Below are 17011 nucleotides of genomic sequence, written 5' to 3'. Positions count from 1 at the left end.
TTTCCTTATCTTCTTTTTCGAGAAATCAACATCCAGGATACTGAAAGTGCAATGAGACCCGGGAGAAAGCCCAGTAGTCCCCAACGGATCCAGCTCAACTGGCTATTGTTGATCGTAAGTTTATTGTCTTTGGGCTCTTCTCTTGTGGTATCAATAGGAAACTGATCCATACTCAGCCAGCGGAAGAGTTCAGTGACAAAGGAGAAGTTCAGCGAATTGGAGTTCTGCCGGCTCAACTCAGCATTGCTCATGAAATCGGCATCTCCGATCACAAAAATACGTTGTTCCTTTTTGCGCATGGCAAAGGCTGTGGTATAAGGATTTCTGTCGCTATTAGCACGGGAATCTACCAGTGCTTTTGTCTTATCCACTACCAGACTTGGCTGCAACCAGGTATTTGCGGATTGTGTCTGTAGTATGGGCTGTAGTTCAAAGCCCAGATTGGCCTCCATTTGAATCGGTGCCGCTGTCGGTGTCGTTACTGTTGCGCTATCCCGTTTGGCAAAAACAGTGTTCTCTACCAGTTGAGACCAATTTTTATTGGCTAAGCTGCTCAAGATAAAGGCTGGCTCAAAATTGGCACTTTTCTGTACCAACAGTCCCTCTTGAAGGGAAAGCCCCAACAAGTTCAGTACGGGATTAGAAATGGCCTGTGTCCCTGGTTCTGCCGCTATCAAAAGGTTGCCGCCATGCTTTATGTAGCTATCCAGCTGCTGGATTTCGGTTGCGTCATAAGCTGTCAGCGCATCGGCAAGGACGAGAATATCTATCTTTTTATTCAGTCCAGGATCTTTCAAAGAGATTTCCTGCACTTCAAAGCCCTGGTTGACCAGGGAATAACGGAAACTAATCTCCCTGGTAGAAACTTTGTAATCCCGGTCTCCGGAACGATTGATGTCCCGCTCGCTATGGCCACTCACGAAGCCAACTCTAGGCGAATTGACCACCAACCGTTTGAAAGCAGCAGTGATTTCTTTTTCTCCGGGCTGCTTAAACATGTCGTCATAAATACGCAGAAAAGTGGTTTTACCTTTGTAGGAAACTGTACGCACTGACCGGTTACGCTCCGCTTTCAAATCGATCAGTTTGCTGATCTCCTCCGGACGCAGGATTTCATCGAAGTTCAGGTGGTGGGTAGTGGCCATTTTTTTCGCCAGCTGCTCATCATTTAAACCCGGATTTCCCTCATAAAGACGAACATTTTCTGAGTGTGCCCAGAAGAATACATACTCCATACGCATGTGTGGCAGGAAGCGATAATACATGTCGAAAATACGCTTGTCGCTGTTCTGGTAGGCAGGCAGGCCAAAGAAGTAGTTTTCGTCCAGTAGGTTTACATAAGTTGTAATCACTACCGGGGCATCGATCTGATCGATCAGCGCTTTACTTTCTGCAGTAAGCGTACGGCTAGCCGTAGCAGTCATGTCTTTATAAAAGATAAATTGTGGCCTTGAACTCAAATAGCCAAATAGCAGCATACATGACAACAGTGCAAGGTAGCGAACCAGTTTAGCAGGTAGGGAAATGGTCCTGCGTTCAAACTCGAGCTTAAATAATGTCAATCCAATGAACAGGGCAATAACAATCAGGAAATAAAAGATGTCATTACTGGCCAGCAGTCCGTTGATCGATTCTTCGGCCCTGCCCGACATGGACAGGAAATAGGTAATGTCACGTACAAAATTGATGTCCTGCCATAGGCTGCCGATAAAGTTTAGCGCAGCGAGTACGACCAGGGTGCTGATGGCTGCCACGACCTGATAACTGGTGAGACTAGACATGAATAAACCGATGGCCGAATAGGCACAGATCAGCAGATACAAGCCGATGATCCCCGAGAGGATAAAGGAGAAATCTGCCTGGTCGATGGTAAATAATGAAATCACTCCGATCCCCAATAGTACACTGATGAGCATGAAACAATAACTGATCATAGCCAGGTATTTTCCCATCACAATGTCCATCACCCTAATCGGCGAAGAATAGAGCAATTTGATGGATCCGCTATGGGTTTCGCGGCTGATGAGCCCCATGCTGAGCAGTGGGATGTACAGGTATAGGTACTCCTGCATTTTTGGATATAAACTGCGGAAGCCAGCAAAAAACCAGTTGGTCAGGTTTCCCGACTGCTGGCCCAGTTGCTGTGCGGTCTCCATACGCTCCAAAAGCGAAATGTACTGCCAGCCTGCCTGGAAAATAAATACCAATAGTACAATCCAGGCCACGGGTGAGTAGAACAATTGACTAAGCTCGATGCGTGCAATCCTTAATATATTTTTCATGTCTAAGACTTTTTATTTGATAATTGTGCGAAAATCTGATCCAGCGAACTTTTTTCCAGGCTGATCTCGCGCATGCGCCAGCCTTGATCGGTACTGATCTGAATGAGACGTTCGCTGATCTCCTGTCCTGCATCAAAACGAACCCTGAACTTAGTAGTACTCAGCACTTCTACCGCATTCACCCCACTCAGGCTTTCTATTGCACTTACTGCGGGCGGCTGAAGCAAGGTCATAATCAAGCTATCGGGTTCAATGTAACTGTCAAAGGCATCCATGGTATCGGAAAACACCATCGTTCCGCTCTCTATCATTTTGACCTGACTACAAGTGGCCTGAATTTCCGAAAGGATATGCGAGGAAAATATGACTGCCTTCTCTTCCCCTACTTCTTTGATGAGCTTGCGAACTTCAAAGATCTGGTTGGGATCCAGTCCGTTTGTTGGTTCGTCCAGCACCACCAGCTTGGGCTCGTGAATGATCGCCTGAGCAATGCCCACCCGCTGCTTGTAACCTCCGGAGAGGTTCGAAATGAGCCGGTTTTTGAAATGCGACACACCGCATTTGCCCATAGCCTTGTCTACTGCTGCAGGTACCTTTTTGGCATCTATGAGGCGCAGGAAAGCACATTGGGTAAGGTATTCTTTTACCGTGAGGTCCATGTACAGTGGTGCATTTTGCGGGAGGAAGCCGATAAGCTTTTTGGCAGCAATCGGATCCTGGTTCATGTTGTAGCCGCCGACTTCTACGCTGCCTTCGGTCTGGTTCAGTACACCGCACATGATGTTCATGGTGGTTGACTTACCCGCCCCGTTGGATCCGAGTAAACCGAGTACACCCAGTTCATTGATCTCGAAATTGATGTCGCGGATGGCCCATGCGGTTCCGTAGCGGTGGGAAAGGTTGGTTATTTTTACAATCTTATTGTCCATTCGGTTGAGAATTGTGGTTCTTATAAATGTGTGGCTGAGCTTTTATAAAAAACGCAGCGGCATCCACCAGCTGCGTTTTTAATTATTAACTACCTAATAGGGTTCTTATCTTTTCGGCCAGTGCCTCACCACGAAGGTGGCTGGCAATGATTTTTCCGTTTTTATCCAGCAGAAAACTGGCTGGTAAACTCTTAATGCCATAGATGTCGGCAAGTGGACCGCTCAGTGCCTGAGGGTCTCCCAGCTGCAACCAGGTCAACTGGTCGTCGGCCACAGCCTTACGCCATGCCGGATCTGAAGAGTCCATAGAAACACTGAGGAACTGGATCTGATCATCACCATATTTTTTGTGCAAAGCACGCAACATGGGATGTTCAGCCCTGCAAGGCGGACACCAGCTGGCCCAAAAATCCAGGAATACATATTTGCCCCTGAAGTCCGAAAGATGATGTTTCTTTCCTTGCAGATCGGGCAGGTTGAAATCAGGAACTGTATTGCCGACCGACAAACGTACATCTGCACTGGAAAACTGCTGTATCCTCTTCGCATAGAAACCCTGTTTCCCTTTATTGCTCAGCCAGGTATAGGCTTTAGCTGCAGCCTTACGATCTGGATTGGTTACATAGCTGTCTATGATGGCTAGCGCAGCCGCAGTACTGCTGGCATAAGTATGCACAAAGCTGTTTAAGAGGCTATCTACACGCTCCCGATAGCGGAGGTAAGCCGGACTAGCATGGTCTTTTCGCCCGGCTCCGCTCTTTTCCAGGTCTTTTCTAAATTCTTGCGAGATCTGGCCATAACCGGCATTGTAAATCCGATACAAACTGTCCTGAATACCGCCTTTGAGTTTCAGATCGAACAATTGATTCATACTCCCGGAGAATGACAATTGGGTATTTTCGGCAATAAAGATCCGAAGTTGCTGATTCTGCGAATTGCTAAGCGTACAGATCAGCGGCTCCGGCAATTGGCCACGGAATACGACCTGCCCATTTTGGTATATTGTTGAATCCTTGAAGGCTTTGCCGCCGTACAAATAGCTCAGGAAAAAACGTGTTCCCTCCTGGGCTTTGATATTGGCTGTAATGACATAACTTGCAGCAGGCCTTTGCGCGCTTTCAACAAAGCCCATCAGCAAGGCAGCAGTGGTACAGGCTGATCCTGCTAAAATATGCTTTAGGTATTTTCTGTAAACAAACATATCAGTAATTTAATCCTGGTATCGGCGATTCATTCACGATCTTATCCAGCATCTGTTTTAGGTATTCCAGGTGAATCTTAGTATCTCTATCTGCTGTTCTACCAATACCTGCACCGATCTCCTTCCGCAGATCTTTGAGGTGCGCAAAAGCTAGTGCTTTGACATTCGAATACAAAAGCACATCAGTTGGCGTTACGGAAGCCAGAATATTATCCGTTGATCCCTGTAAAGCAAATCGCTTATTGTACATCGTAATAATGCTACCCACATACATCTTTTGTAGCGCCCTGCGGTACTCATCAGCTGAGGCACCTGTAGGCAGTTCCGTAAATATCCCTTTCTTAAGATCATTCAACCACTCAGCGGGAGAATAAGCACCTTTCCCATAGTCCCTCTGATTAACGATCATGCGGTATAACCGGCTTTGTGAAGTTACGGCGCCGACTATCCCTTGTTGCAATTTCTGTACTTCATTGAAACTGTATCCAGGATCTATTTTATTCAATATCTGCTTGTCCAGCAACCAGGTTGGGGTTTTGAAGATCTGCTCATTAAAGAATTTGATGGCTTCCTTTTGTTTCGCCAGACTTACCGGCTGATATACAGCGCCAGCCTGGTCGTAAGTTTTTTCTGTCGTCATTACACCGCCCATATTTTTCATGACATGGAAGGCATAACGGTCCAGCTGACCTACCACTTCTTTATACATGGTTTTTAACTGCGTGTAACTTTCTCCATCTTCCCTTGTCCAGTTGATCAGGTTCGGCACAATGCGTTTCAGGTTCTTGATTCCATACAAACTTGCTTTGATGGCATCATCGCCCAAATCCTCAGACTGCGAACGCGGATCATAATCCTTGCCTTCGCCACCAAACCACAGCCGCTTATTGTTGGCCAGGCTGTCCTTAGTGATGACGTTCAAAATTTTACGTTCCGCCTCGGCATCCCGGGTATCTAAAATCGGACGGTAACCCCATTGGATGGCCCATTTGTCGTAATCATTGATCCGTGGGAACAATCCTTTCTCGGTGATTCCGTCTTCCGGTTGCGCCACATAGTTGAAACGGGCGTAATCCATGATCGAAGGTGTGTGTCCGTGTGCTTCTACCCATGCTTTGTCTCTCAGTTTTTCTACCGGCACAGTGCTGCTCGCGCCCATATTATGGCGTAGGCCCAAGGTATGTCCTACCTCGTGGGAGGAAACGAAACGGATTAATTGACCCATCAACTCGTCATCAAACTTGTTTTTGCGTGCACGCGGGTCTACTGCTGCACATTGCACCATATACCAGTTGTGCACCAGGGTCATCACGTTATGGTACCAGCCGATATGGCTTTCCAGGATTTCACCAGTTCTGGGATCGGCCACATTTGGTCCGTAGGCATTTGCTTTTGGTGAAGCGAAATAACGGATCACCGAGAAGCGGGCATCATCCAGGCTCATGGTGCTATCATTTTCCGGCCATTCTTTTCCTACGATGGCATTTTTGAAGCCAGCTTGCTCAAATGCCTTTTGCCAGTCGTTAATTCCTGCGATCAGGAAAGGACGCCATTTTTTTGGTGTTGCGGGATCGATGTAATAAACGATTTGCTTTTTGGGTTCTACCAATTCGCCTCGTCTGAATTTCTCCTGATCTTCATCCTTTACTTCCAGTCTCCAGCGGTGTACAAATCCCTCGGTTTTTACGGCCTGCTGGTCATCGGAGAACTTGTAATAACCACTCGCGAAGTAACCCACCCTCGGGTCATAGTAACGCTTGCGCATCGGATTTTCCGGCAAGAGTATAAATGAACTGTTCATCTCTAAAGTCACCGCTCCGGCCTCACTAGTAGCGGGAAGTGGTCCCGCTATCGAATTGTAAGTACGCATGGTTTTGATTTCCGTATTGATCGGAAATGTCTTTACACTTGCGATATAGGAGCGGTCTGTAGCCTGTGCAGCCAATCCGTAGCTTTTCTTACTTTCCGGATCGAAGGCCATAAGCAGATTTTCGCTCAGCAGGAAATCAGTAACATCGATCACCAAAGAAGCCGAGTCTTTGCCTAAAGCTCTTATAGGAAATGCTGCAGTAATGGGATTGATGTTTGAATTGCTCACTGCTTTTGAGATCATATCTGTAGAATCTGCTACGCTGACCAAAGCAGCCACACGTAAGAACAATTTATTATCCGGTCCCTGCTCCCAGTAGATCATTCTTCTGCCTACCTCTTCTCCACCGAAATTGCCAGCTCCGGGAGTAGAACCGCTAAGGCGTGTAACGACCAGAATTTCTTTTTTCAGGAGTTTTTTAGGGATTTCAAAAAAGTATTTTTCAGCCAGCTTGTGAACTGTCATTAGCCCATTTTGCGTTACTGCCTTCGCCGTAATGACCTCCTTGTAAGGCTTCAGGGTATTCTTGAGGCTATCGGCTTTAGGTTTTACTGCAGTCGCTGAAATGGAGGCGGCAGCCTTTTTTTTCGACTTCTTAGCCTTGAAAAGCGCACAGGAATGTAGTCCGGCACTAAGCAAAAGGGTAGCAATAGCCAGGCTAAAAAGCCTGGCTTTGTTGTTCATATTATTGATCATAAATTAAAGGTATCCTTCGTTTTGAGTAAGGTTAGGATTGGCATCTGTAGCGACCATCGGAATGGGCAGCAACTTCGCTGTAGGTTTATAAGTTGGCTTTATTGCCCCAATTACCGCATCGGCCTGACCGGTACGTTTCAGGTTAAACCAACGGAAACCTTGCTCAACGAAAAACTCTTTGCGGTTTTCCAGTGCGATCTCCTCCAGCAAGGTATTCTGCACCGTGCTGGTGCTCAATGCAGCCTGGGCGCGGCTGCGGATCACATTCATGTCATCCCTCGCACCGCTGAGGTTTGTTCCAATTCTGGCCCTGGCTTCGGCACGAATCAGGTATTGCTCTGCAAGGCGCAGGATCAGGGTTTGCTCAGCCACGTTGGCCGCTAGTGCAAGCGCATTGGTGCGGTATTTGTACTTAAAAGGGAGGCTATAAACCTCTGTTCCGATTGTCACATTGTTCATCCAGCGCAGGTAACGCAGGTCTGTCAGCGCAAAGCGGTCAGTTAAATCTTTACTTATCCTGTACTGAATATTTGCTACAGTATAAGTAGAGGGCAACAGTGTACCTGCTTCAGCAGTGTACTGGTTGGTAGCAGTCAATGGCGGCGACAATTGCCAGATGCATTCCGTACTATTTTTTATGAAAACCTTCGTACCCATATCTGCGGCTTCTACAACCTTGTAAAGACTGGAAGCAATCACTTCCGAAGCACTGGCTTCGGCATCTGCATAGCGGCCCACAAACAGGTACACCCTGGCCAATAAAGCACTGCAGGCAAACTGATTGACACCACTGCGGTCGCCAGAGGATGCACTGTAATCTGGTAAAAGCCCTGATTTAGCTTCTGTAAGATCCTTCAGCATTTGTTGGTAAATATTTGCTACAGTCTCTCTGGGCTGAAATGCAGTCTTGGTCACGTCTGTTTCCAGTATCAAAGGGACGTCGCCAAACATGTTTACTAAATTGAAGTAGGAATAGGCACGCACAAACTTAGCCTCGGCAATTAATCGGGTTTTTAAAGCCGGTGTAACAGTGCTTGATTTTTCCAGCCCGATGACGATCAGATTCGCCTGATAAATGATGTTGTACCAGGTACTCCAATGATCATTAGACAAGCTGCTTATGCGGGTATAGCTGTTGTTCATGATTTCCAGAGGTTGGGTACTTACACCAAGATAGCGCAGGTCATCTGCCTGCAGCGAGGGCTGCACGGTTAGATTGATGTTCTGAGCAGCACTTTGTGCCAGGGTAGCAAACATACCCGCTATGGTACTTTTCGCACTATTGTCTGTTGCAAAAGCCAGTGTAGAAGAGGTTTCATTCAAAGGCGGATCAATTTCTATTAACTTTTCGCAACCTGTACTCATCAGTGTTGCGGTAAATAAACAGAAGACAGTCAAGTTATATATAATCTTTTTCATGGAATTCCTGGTTAAAATGAAAGTTGAAGACCGGCTACGATAGTACGCAAGGGAGGAGTTGCCAGACCTTGCGATTCAGGATCAATGCCTTTATAATTGGTGATTGTTAACAGATTCTGTGCCTGTGCGTACACCCTTAGGTTCTGCGCTTTAATCTTGGACAACCAGCTTGTCGGCAAAGTATAAGACAGACTTACGTTCTTCAACCTGATAAACGAAGCATCTATTACCGAAGCATCTGAGAAGCTGTAATTAGAGTAGGCAGTATAAGCTGCCGCATATCCCGTGGTCGCCAGTTTCTCCAAAGAACTCAAAGCAAGATATTCTTCTGTTACGTTTGCAGCCGTGTTGGACATAAAACCCGGAGGGTAGAATGAAGATGCGATCAAACTACGTCCTTTCTGTTTAACGAACTGAAATGTAAAATCAAGGTTGATCTTTTTATAGGTAATTGAGTTGTTTACACCACCGAAAAATTTAGGATATCCTGTACCCACGTAGTAACGGTCGCCTGCACCAGTAGGTAAAAAACCACTGTTCAGTGCACCGCTGTTGTTGAGATCGGCAAACTGAGGTAAGCCTGTGGTCGGATTAATGCCATCATATTTGTAATAATAGAAAGCACTCATTGGTGAGCCTACAACGTACCTGGTGTAATAAGGTGATTTCTCGATATTAGGGAAAGAAACCAATTTGTTGCGGTTCTGAGTAATGTTAAATGAGGATGTCCAACTCAAGTCCTTATTCCTGATATTGGTGCTGGTGGCACTGAACTCCCATCCGGAATTTTGTATAGTAGCCGGAAGGTTGGCTTGATAACTGGAGAACCCAGCCTGCGCACTGATTCCGAAATCAAGCAATTGGTTACTGGTTCTGTTTCTATAGGTTGAAGCGGTCAGGGATAGCCTGTCCTCGAAAAACCCAAGTTCCAGGGCAAGCTCAAGCTTGCGTGTAGATTCCCATTTATAATCATTGTTTGCAATTCGGCTAGGTACCAGGCCGGAGCTACCATTGTATACATAAGTATTTGTCCTGTAGCTATCATAATACTGGTAATTTCCAATCTCATCACTACCGATAACACCATAACTGCCCCTCAGTTTACCGAAGCTAAACCATTTAAACTTGTCTTTCAGGAAACGCTCTTCCGAGAAAACCCATGCACCCGCTACTGAACCAAAATTACCAAAGCGGTTGTTGGGGCCGAAACGGGATGAACCGTCGCGCCGGAACGTGAAATTTGTAATGTATTTATTTTGAACATTATAAGTAGCTCTGGCAAATACAGAGGTGTATTTATAATCGGTAGATGCCGTGGATATTGACCGGTCAGAAGCTGCAGAGATATTGGTCAGGAACTCGTCTGAAACGAATCCGGATGCACTGATGTAATACGGTTGTCTGGACTGTCTGTATTGCCATGTTCCACCCGCCAAAAAGTCGAGGCTCCCTTTCCAGATGTCGCGTTTGTAGGTCAGCTGAGGCTCTATAATGTAGTTGGTTGAAAAGTTGTAGGCACTATTTACCGTTCCTGTAGTTGGAGCAGGTGCGCCATACATCGGTGTTGGGTTCATGGACGACAATGGACGTATGTACATTTGCTCCATATCTGTTTTGCTATAACCAAAGGTGGCTTTCACATCCAGTCCCTTAGCCAGGGTATATTTAGGGGTCAGACTACTGAGCAGGTTCGAAGTTTTATTGTCGTTTGTCTGGAGCAGATATCCGAGTGGATTATTTAACGCGGTAGACCAGTTCAAAGTACCATCTGCCTTATACAGGGCATAATTTGGTGGTAAACTGTATGCCCAGCTGGCCATATCCGTACCCGATATGTTGTTTTTATCACCAGAATAGATGGTCGAAAAAGCCAGTGAAAAACGTTGATCTGCAGAGCTATGGTTCAAACTGAAGTTTGCAGCTCCGCGGTGATAACCTTGTTTACCCGGAAACACATTATACTCCTTATGATAGGTTCCACTCAGGTAAAAATTGGTCCTTTGGTCCCCTCCCGAAAGGTTCACATTGGCATCATAGGTGCGGGCAGTATTCCCCAGAAATTCTTTTTGAAAGTCGGTATTCAGGTTCTGATCCCAAACGGTTAAGTCCGGGGCATTCGCGGCAGTCGGTACGATGTTGTCATTGATAAAAGCTTGTCTGCGAATCTCCAGATAACGTTCTGTACTGAGCGTTTTTAAGAATCTGGTCACCCTGGAAGCACCCGTTGAAACATTGGCACCAAAGGTCGTTTTACCAGCTTTGCCTTTTTTGGTGGTGATGAGTACCACACCATTTGCACCTCTTGAGCCATAAATAGCGGTGGCATCCGCATCTTTCAGGATGTCTATGCTTTCAATATCGGCCGGATTAATCGAGTTCATTGGACTCGTACTACCTTCTGCGGAAGGTAGTGTAGCTCCCGGAGTTGCGGTATTGATCGGCGTAGAAAGAAAAGGAACCCCATCGATCACAAACAAAGGTAAATTACTCTTGGCTAATGAATTGGCACCCCTGATCTGTACAGTAATGCCCGCACCAGGTAAGCCATTGCTTTGCACAACGGAAACCCCTGGCAATCGGCCTTGCAAAGTCGACAATACATTGGTAACCGGTTGGTTTTCGATATCTTTGGCAGTAATCCCAGCTTGGGAACCGGTCGACAACCGTCTTGTAGTAGTACCGTAACCGATCACCATCACTTCATCCAATTTCGCGGGATCGAGTGCCATGCTCACATCGAGCTTTGCTTCTGCGACCACTTCCTTAGTTTTATAACCTACATAACTGAACACCAAAATCGGATTCTTATCGTCAGTACGGATATAATAGCGTCCGCTGAGACCTGTGGTAGTAGATTTATTGCTGCCTTTGACCTTCACGTTTACACCCGGCATCGGCTGACCGTTTTCATCCAGTACGGTACCAATGACCTCAATATCCTGAAAGTAGCTAGCCACATCGTCCAGAAAGGACTTTTCTTTTATAATAACGGTCTTGTCTTCGATCGTATAGGTAAATGCCTGATTGGCAAAACAACGCTTCAATGTTTCGGCAAGACTAGCCTCGGTAACATTAAGACTTACGGGCTTCGCTGTCTCCATCAGCTTCATATCGAACACGAAATCGTAGCCACTCTGGGCACGGATAGACTTAAATATAGACCTCAGGTCCGCATTGCGTTCACTGATCGTAATCTTCTGTGCTACTGAAGCAGCGGTTACCTGCATCATCACGCCAAATAGTAGAATGGTTATTAAACGCATAGCACGAAGAATTAATTGGACATGACCCGAAGGCCCATCCGGTTTGATGGTATAAATTTTGTACATTTGAATGGTTTAAGTTGAATAGTTTGTCAATTAATGGCTTTAAACCAAACTCAGCCAGAGGTGTTCCCGCACTTCTGGTTTTTTAGTTTAAGCCGGTATATGATGTAGTAGTTATTTACTTACAGTCACCCTCCTTCCTTCCAGCTTAAAGTGGACTTTACCAGTTTCCTGCATGATATTTAAAACCGAAGAGATGTTCTTAGTTCTGGAAATCCATCCGCCCAGGTTTTTGACCCGCTCCGGTGCGGTTTCATCATAGACAATTTCAACATCATACCAGCGTGCGATTTTACGCATCACCGTTCTGAAATCTCCACTGTTCAGGTTGAATTCACCGGATTTCCAGTCGACATAATCCGAGGCCACAACATTTCTAAGCCTGATCTCAGTACCCTCGCCCCTGGCCTGTTGCCCGGGAATCAATTTGAATCGACCATTGACCTCCACACTTCCTTCTAATAACGTAGTGGCTGTGCTGCGTTCGTCTTCGTAGGCGTTTACATTGAAATGCGTACCCAAAACCCGTATTTCCTGATCTGTCGTCTTTACAATAAACGGAATATGTCTAGCAGCACTCTGCAATTTCGCCACTTCGAAATAACCTTCCCCTTTCAATTCCACCGTACGGAAATCTGCATTGGCAAACGAAGTAGGATAGGTAAGTGAGGAGGATGCATTCAGCCAGACCTGCGTGCTGTCTTGCAAAACGACTTTATATTTCCCTCCGGCGGGGGTACGAATGGTATTGTAGCGTGTTACCTGCTGAGCGGTTGTTTCGGTATCTGACAATTCATAAGTCAGTTCGCCATTTGCAGACTTGGTGATCTTCAGACCTGTCTGTTCAGCCGACAACTGTCCATCTGCCGCATTCGTCAGGTCTATTTCCTTTCCATTAGCCAGGATCAGTGTTGCACGGTCTGCACCAGCCTTTATATCTTTGGTGCCCGCGACAATTTCAATATGCTGGTCTGTTTTAAACTGATCTATAAATAGCCAGCTCAACAAAGAGACGAGCAGCAATACCGCAGCTGCAGTGCTGATCCTGGTCCAGATTCCCATTGCCGGTCTTGGTTTGGTTGCCGACATCACCTGCTGGCGGATCGCAATCAAGGCGGGATTCAATACCTCATCCGAAGGAACTACACGTTCATCTTCATTCCAGTTCAGGTAAGCACGCTCCAGCCAGGCTTCCTCATCAGGACTGGCTATTCCTTGCGTATACTTTTCTAAAATTTCTTTAAAGTCCTGATCTTGCATTTTTCCCTCGGTATATGTGTAATACAACGCTGAACTATAGATTGGGGATAGCCTTTGAATCTTTTTCTAAAAACAAAATACAAACAACTGATTTACAAATATATAAAATCAAAGAACCAGGTTCATCCCCAGCTTCGACCGCAGTATTTTCAAGGCCTTTTTCATTTGATCTGCAGCAGTAGATTCGGTAATCTCCAGGCGTTCTGCCACTTCTTTATTGGATAGGTGTTCATTTCTGCGCAATTCAAAAACCGCCCGCATGCGGGGAGGCAGTGCAGAAATTTCGGCTTCAATAAATGCTTTGAGCTGCTTCTCCCGGATGAGGTGATCCGTACCCCCGGACTGATAAGGAACCCGACTAAAAGCATCGGCGTAATTCGTTATCACCTTTTTATGCTTCAACAGGTTGAAGATCCCGTTCATGACCGATCTGTATAAATAACCAGAAAGGTTGTTTCCTTCATCTATCAGCGTCCGTTTGTCCCACAATCGAATGAACATCTCCTGCACCACATCACGGGCCTCGGTATCATTCCTCAGTTTATTATAGGCATGAAGATAAAGCAAATTGGTATAACGATTGAAGATTTCAGTAAACGCAGCATGGTCACCCTGCTTCATTAAAGCACTCAGTTGCTCATCCTGAAATTCGCTATAATTTGTTTCCTTCACCAATCCGGCCGATATGCTAGTAACAATCGTGATACCTACTCAAAAATACGAAGTTGTTTAGCTAATTACAATTTTCGGCCAATTTAGTTATGCAAACCGAACAATCACTGCTTATAAATCATGATCTGATCCAGAATCATCCCTTCATCCAATGTGCTGACTTCAACGCTGATTTTATGGCCGCTTACCTTTTCCAAAATGCTCCTTACAGTACGATTAGTCAATACATTTTTCTTCCATTCTTCCGTTCGGCCTTCGGTATAGATATTTAAGAGCTGTTCTTTTTTCCCATCAATAGTGACTTTGCAGCGCAACTGCTTGCCAGATACCGGATGACTGGGTATAAAGGCCAGGTCGATTCTGATGCGATCACCAGGACTGACCGCGAATTCATAACTCAGCGTACCAGCTGGTGACAGACTGACCGCCCCATTCTGATAACCGAGGCCATGTCTCAAGGGCTCCGTACCGCTAAAGCTTTTATAAGCTACCCCATCCTGAATCTGAAGCGGTTGCTCATCGGCAATCATCTCCGCCCCTGTCGTATCTTTCGGCAGCTGCTGAAACACAGCCAGGTCCCTGGGCTTATCATTCATGATCCCTTTCCACTTTCCATTGTTCATGGTATTGTAACGCGCCGTCAATTCCCTGATCGACTCAAATGCGCGCTCACTGAGTTCCCAATCTGCTTTGCCATGCCGCGCCAACTGGGCATACAAAAGTTTTTTATTCATTTCCGCAGCAGCACTGACCGGATACTCCAGCAACTGAAAAAAGGCATCCCGTTTCGAGAGGGGAATTTTCACCGAGATGGCGCCAATTTGATCTTCCAGTTTGCCATAGTCCGACAGGCGCTTCCTGATCTCCCTTTCAGTCCAGGGCAGATCCGACACCATTTTATATTTCGGGTCTTTCTCTTCAGTCCGGGAATTGCCCATAAACTCGGGCTTCCGGATAAAAGCCAGTCGGTAGTGCTCCTGCATCACCTTTAACAACTGGGCCGCATTCACTTTTCCAAATTCCCGCTCCAGCCAATTGCCCAGGTGTCCTGAGCTTCCCTTTCGCCTGACATCGTCGATGTCCCAGGCCATATCCAGGAACAGTTCCATCTGGTATTCTGTAGGCTTGATGTCGCCCACGTTTACGATCCATTGTTTGCGCGCCCCCTTTTCATAGGCAAGTTGCATCTGCTGTGCTAATAATGCCGGACTTACAGTCCCCAGCCAAAGGTAATCATGGGGCCTGCCCCAATAGGACAAATGATAGTAAATCCCATTACCACCACTGCGCTTCCGCTCATTTTCGTCAGGGAAATGGGTAAGGTAGCCGTAATTGTCGTCGCACCAGATCAGGGTTACGTCATCCGGCACCTGGAGACCATTATTGTACACATCCAGGACCTCCTTATAGGGGATAAATACCTGTGGAACTTTAGTTAGGTCTTTGTTGACGTAAGTAGCCAGCAAATCACGCTGATCTTTGATGACCCGGGCCAATACCTCCTGATGTTCTTTCAGTCCCTTTACACCCTGCATCATGCCATCATGCTTTCCACGGAGCCCAATGGTGTAAATGTTCTCCGAACCTTTCAGTTCTTTCAGACGCTCGGTCCAGTAAGAAAGGATCGCATCCTTATTGCTCTTGTAGTTATAGTCCCCTTTTCCGGCGATGTCCCATTCTGTTGCACTGTTCCGCATCAGCGGCTCACAATGTGAGGTACCCACAACGATCCCATATTGATCAGCCATTTCTTTGTTGCCCTTAGAAAAATAAAAAGGTACCGTCACTTCATGCATCGCCGGCCAGATGGTATTTGCACGAAGCCGCAACAGCAGTTCAAAAATCTTTGCGTAGCTCTTCGGGCCTATTGCCCCTTTTGTTTTTCCTACAGTAGCCAAACCAGGCTCATAGGTTTTACTGCTCCAGGGCATCAGCCCCCAGTCTTCATCATTTAAGAATATACCCCGGTATTGAACCGAGGGCGATCTGCTAAGCAGCGCTTTCGGAAAAGCGAAAAATGCTCGTTTTTCCGGTGTGGCATCAGCCCACCATTCCCAGGGTGATACACCAAGGAGCCTCGACAGTTCCATCAGTCCGTAAGCTGTGCCCCGACTATCACTTCCAATGATCAGCAATTTCTTCCGTCCCTGATCTGTTATGGTTTTCAGGATAAAGGATTCCCATTTGCCCCGGATTCCGGACACGGTTATGTTTCCCGAGCGAACCAGCCGGTCAATTGCTTCATTCCGGCCGAGGGTCCCGGCTATGATGGTTGCCTCTTTAGCTCCATTTTCGGGTTGGAGTTCCGCGTCAAATACCGCCCGAACATCTTTTTGCAACAGCGATAAAGCAGTTTTCAGCACTGCAGCTTCAGTGCGGTCGACATTGATCCGGACGGTAAGCCCAGGTCTGAACAAAACTTCCTCACCAGACTTTAGTCCTTGTTTCGATGTCTCCGATTGTGCCATTGATGTAGTGCTGATCAACAGCAAACACAATACGACAAACCTGTAACTTCTCCATGCCTTCATCATCATTATACGCCGCTTGATGTAGAAAAACCACCGTCGATGTTGATGATGGTACCCGTGACAAACCTGGATTCCTCGCCCAGCAACCAAAGTAATGCACCATTGAGTTCTTCAGGTATTCCAAAACGCTTCATGGGTGTATGACCGATTACCAGATTTCCGCGCTGTGTATAGCTGTTGTCTTCATTGGTCAGTAAAGTCCTGTTTTGTTCCGTCAGGAAAAAGCCGGGCGCAATGGCATTCATGCGGATTTTGTCGCCATAACGGTTAGCAAGCTCCACAGCAAACCACTTTGTGTAACAATCGATTCCGGCCTTACCCAGGCTATAGCCCAATACTTTAGTGATCGCCCGTTGCGAACTCATGGAAGAAATGTTTACGATGCTTCCTCCCCCGGCATCAACGATGGCCTTCCCGAAAACCTGGGTGGGCAGGAGTGTACCCCAAAGGTTCAGTTCAGCTACCCGCTGCATACCGCTTAAGTTCATCTCAAAGATATTTTCATCAGGTTGCAGAATGCCCTCAGGCATGTTGCCGCCAGCAGCGTTGACCAGCCCGTGGACAGCGCCGAACTCCTGCAGTATTTTTTCTCTGGCCGCAACCAATTGAGCTTCGTCCAGTACATCTGCTACAAGGGCAAGCGCCGATCCACCTTTCTTGTTGATTTCCGCAGCACGTTGCGCTGCGACCGATGCATTCCTGCCCAAAATGCCCACTTTAGCCTCTGCGCCGCAAATGGCATCAATAAAAGATCCTCCGAGGATCCCCGTTCCACCTGTCACTACAATTACTTTTCCTTTTAAACTCATATGTTGAATTTTACGA

The 17011-nt window shown here is 46.6% G+C and carries 10 protein-coding genes; all 10 read right to left on the bottom strand.

Features of this window, described 5'->3' with window-relative positions:
• Positions 1 to 5: 5 nt before the first annotated feature.
• The gene (locus tag WAE59_RS09805; RefSeq protein WP_337855775.1) at positions 6 to 2282 is read right to left on the bottom strand and encodes a Gldg family protein; all 2277 of its coding nucleotides are present in this window, start codon (positions 2280 to 2282) and stop codon (positions 6 to 8) included.
• 2 nt (positions 2283 to 2284) lie between these two features.
• Positions 2285 to 3211: an ABC transporter ATP-binding protein gene (locus WAE59_RS09800; protein ID WP_337855774.1), complete on the bottom strand. Its 927-nt coding sequence runs from the start codon at positions 3209 to 3211 to the stop codon at positions 2285 to 2287.
• Between the two features lie 85 nt (positions 3212 to 3296).
• A complete protein-coding gene (locus tag WAE59_RS09795) occupies positions 3297 to 4412 on the bottom strand; it encodes a TlpA disulfide reductase family protein (protein WP_337855773.1) in 1116 nt (371 codons plus the stop codon).
• A 1-nt stretch (position 4413) separates the two neighbouring features.
• The gene (locus WAE59_RS09790) at positions 4414 to 6978 is read right to left on the bottom strand and encodes a zinc-dependent metalloprotease (protein WP_337855772.1); all 2565 of its coding nucleotides are present in this window, start codon (positions 6976 to 6978) and stop codon (positions 4414 to 4416) included.
• A gap of 3 nt (positions 6979 to 6981) precedes the next feature.
• Positions 6982 to 8397 carry a RagB/SusD family nutrient uptake outer membrane protein gene (locus tag WAE59_RS09785; protein ID WP_337855771.1) on the bottom strand — a complete coding sequence of 472 codons (1416 nt, stop codon included), beginning with the start codon at positions 8395 to 8397 and terminating at the stop codon, positions 6982 to 6984.
• A gap of 11 nt (positions 8398 to 8408) precedes the next feature.
• Positions 8409 to 11726 carry a TonB-dependent receptor gene (locus WAE59_RS09780; RefSeq protein WP_337855770.1) on the bottom strand — a complete coding sequence of 1106 codons (3318 nt, stop codon included), beginning with the start codon at positions 11724 to 11726 and terminating at the stop codon, positions 8409 to 8411.
• Between the two features lie 111 nt (positions 11727 to 11837).
• The gene (locus tag WAE59_RS09775; RefSeq protein WP_337855769.1) at positions 11838 to 12983 is read right to left on the bottom strand and encodes a FecR family protein; all 1146 of its coding nucleotides are present in this window, start codon (positions 12981 to 12983) and stop codon (positions 11838 to 11840) included.
• A gap of 108 nt (positions 12984 to 13091) precedes the next feature.
• On the bottom strand, positions 13092 to 13655 hold the full coding sequence (locus WAE59_RS09770; RefSeq protein WP_337855768.1) for an RNA polymerase sigma factor: 564 nt from the start codon (positions 13653 to 13655) through the stop codon (positions 13092 to 13094).
• Between the two features lie 104 nt (positions 13656 to 13759).
• Complete coding sequence (locus WAE59_RS09765; RefSeq protein WP_337855767.1) at positions 13760 to 16192, bottom strand: glycosyl hydrolase 115 family protein; 2433 nt, start codon at positions 16190 to 16192, stop codon at positions 13760 to 13762.
• Positions 16192 to 16995, bottom strand: coding sequence for an SDR family oxidoreductase (locus WAE59_RS09760; RefSeq protein WP_337855766.1), 804 nt, complete (start codon positions 16993 to 16995; stop codon positions 16192 to 16194). The genes WAE59_RS09765 and WAE59_RS09760 overlap by 1 nt, the downstream gene beginning before the upstream one ends.
• Positions 16996 to 17011: the final 16 nt, after the last annotated feature.

Origin of the sequence: Pedobacter sp. GR22-6, from assembly GCF_037402555.1 — a bacterium.
In the GTDB taxonomy this organism is placed as follows: Bacteria; Bacteroidota; Bacteroidia; order Sphingobacteriales; family Sphingobacteriaceae; genus Pedobacter.
This window is presented reverse-complemented; position numbering and strand designations above follow the sequence as displayed.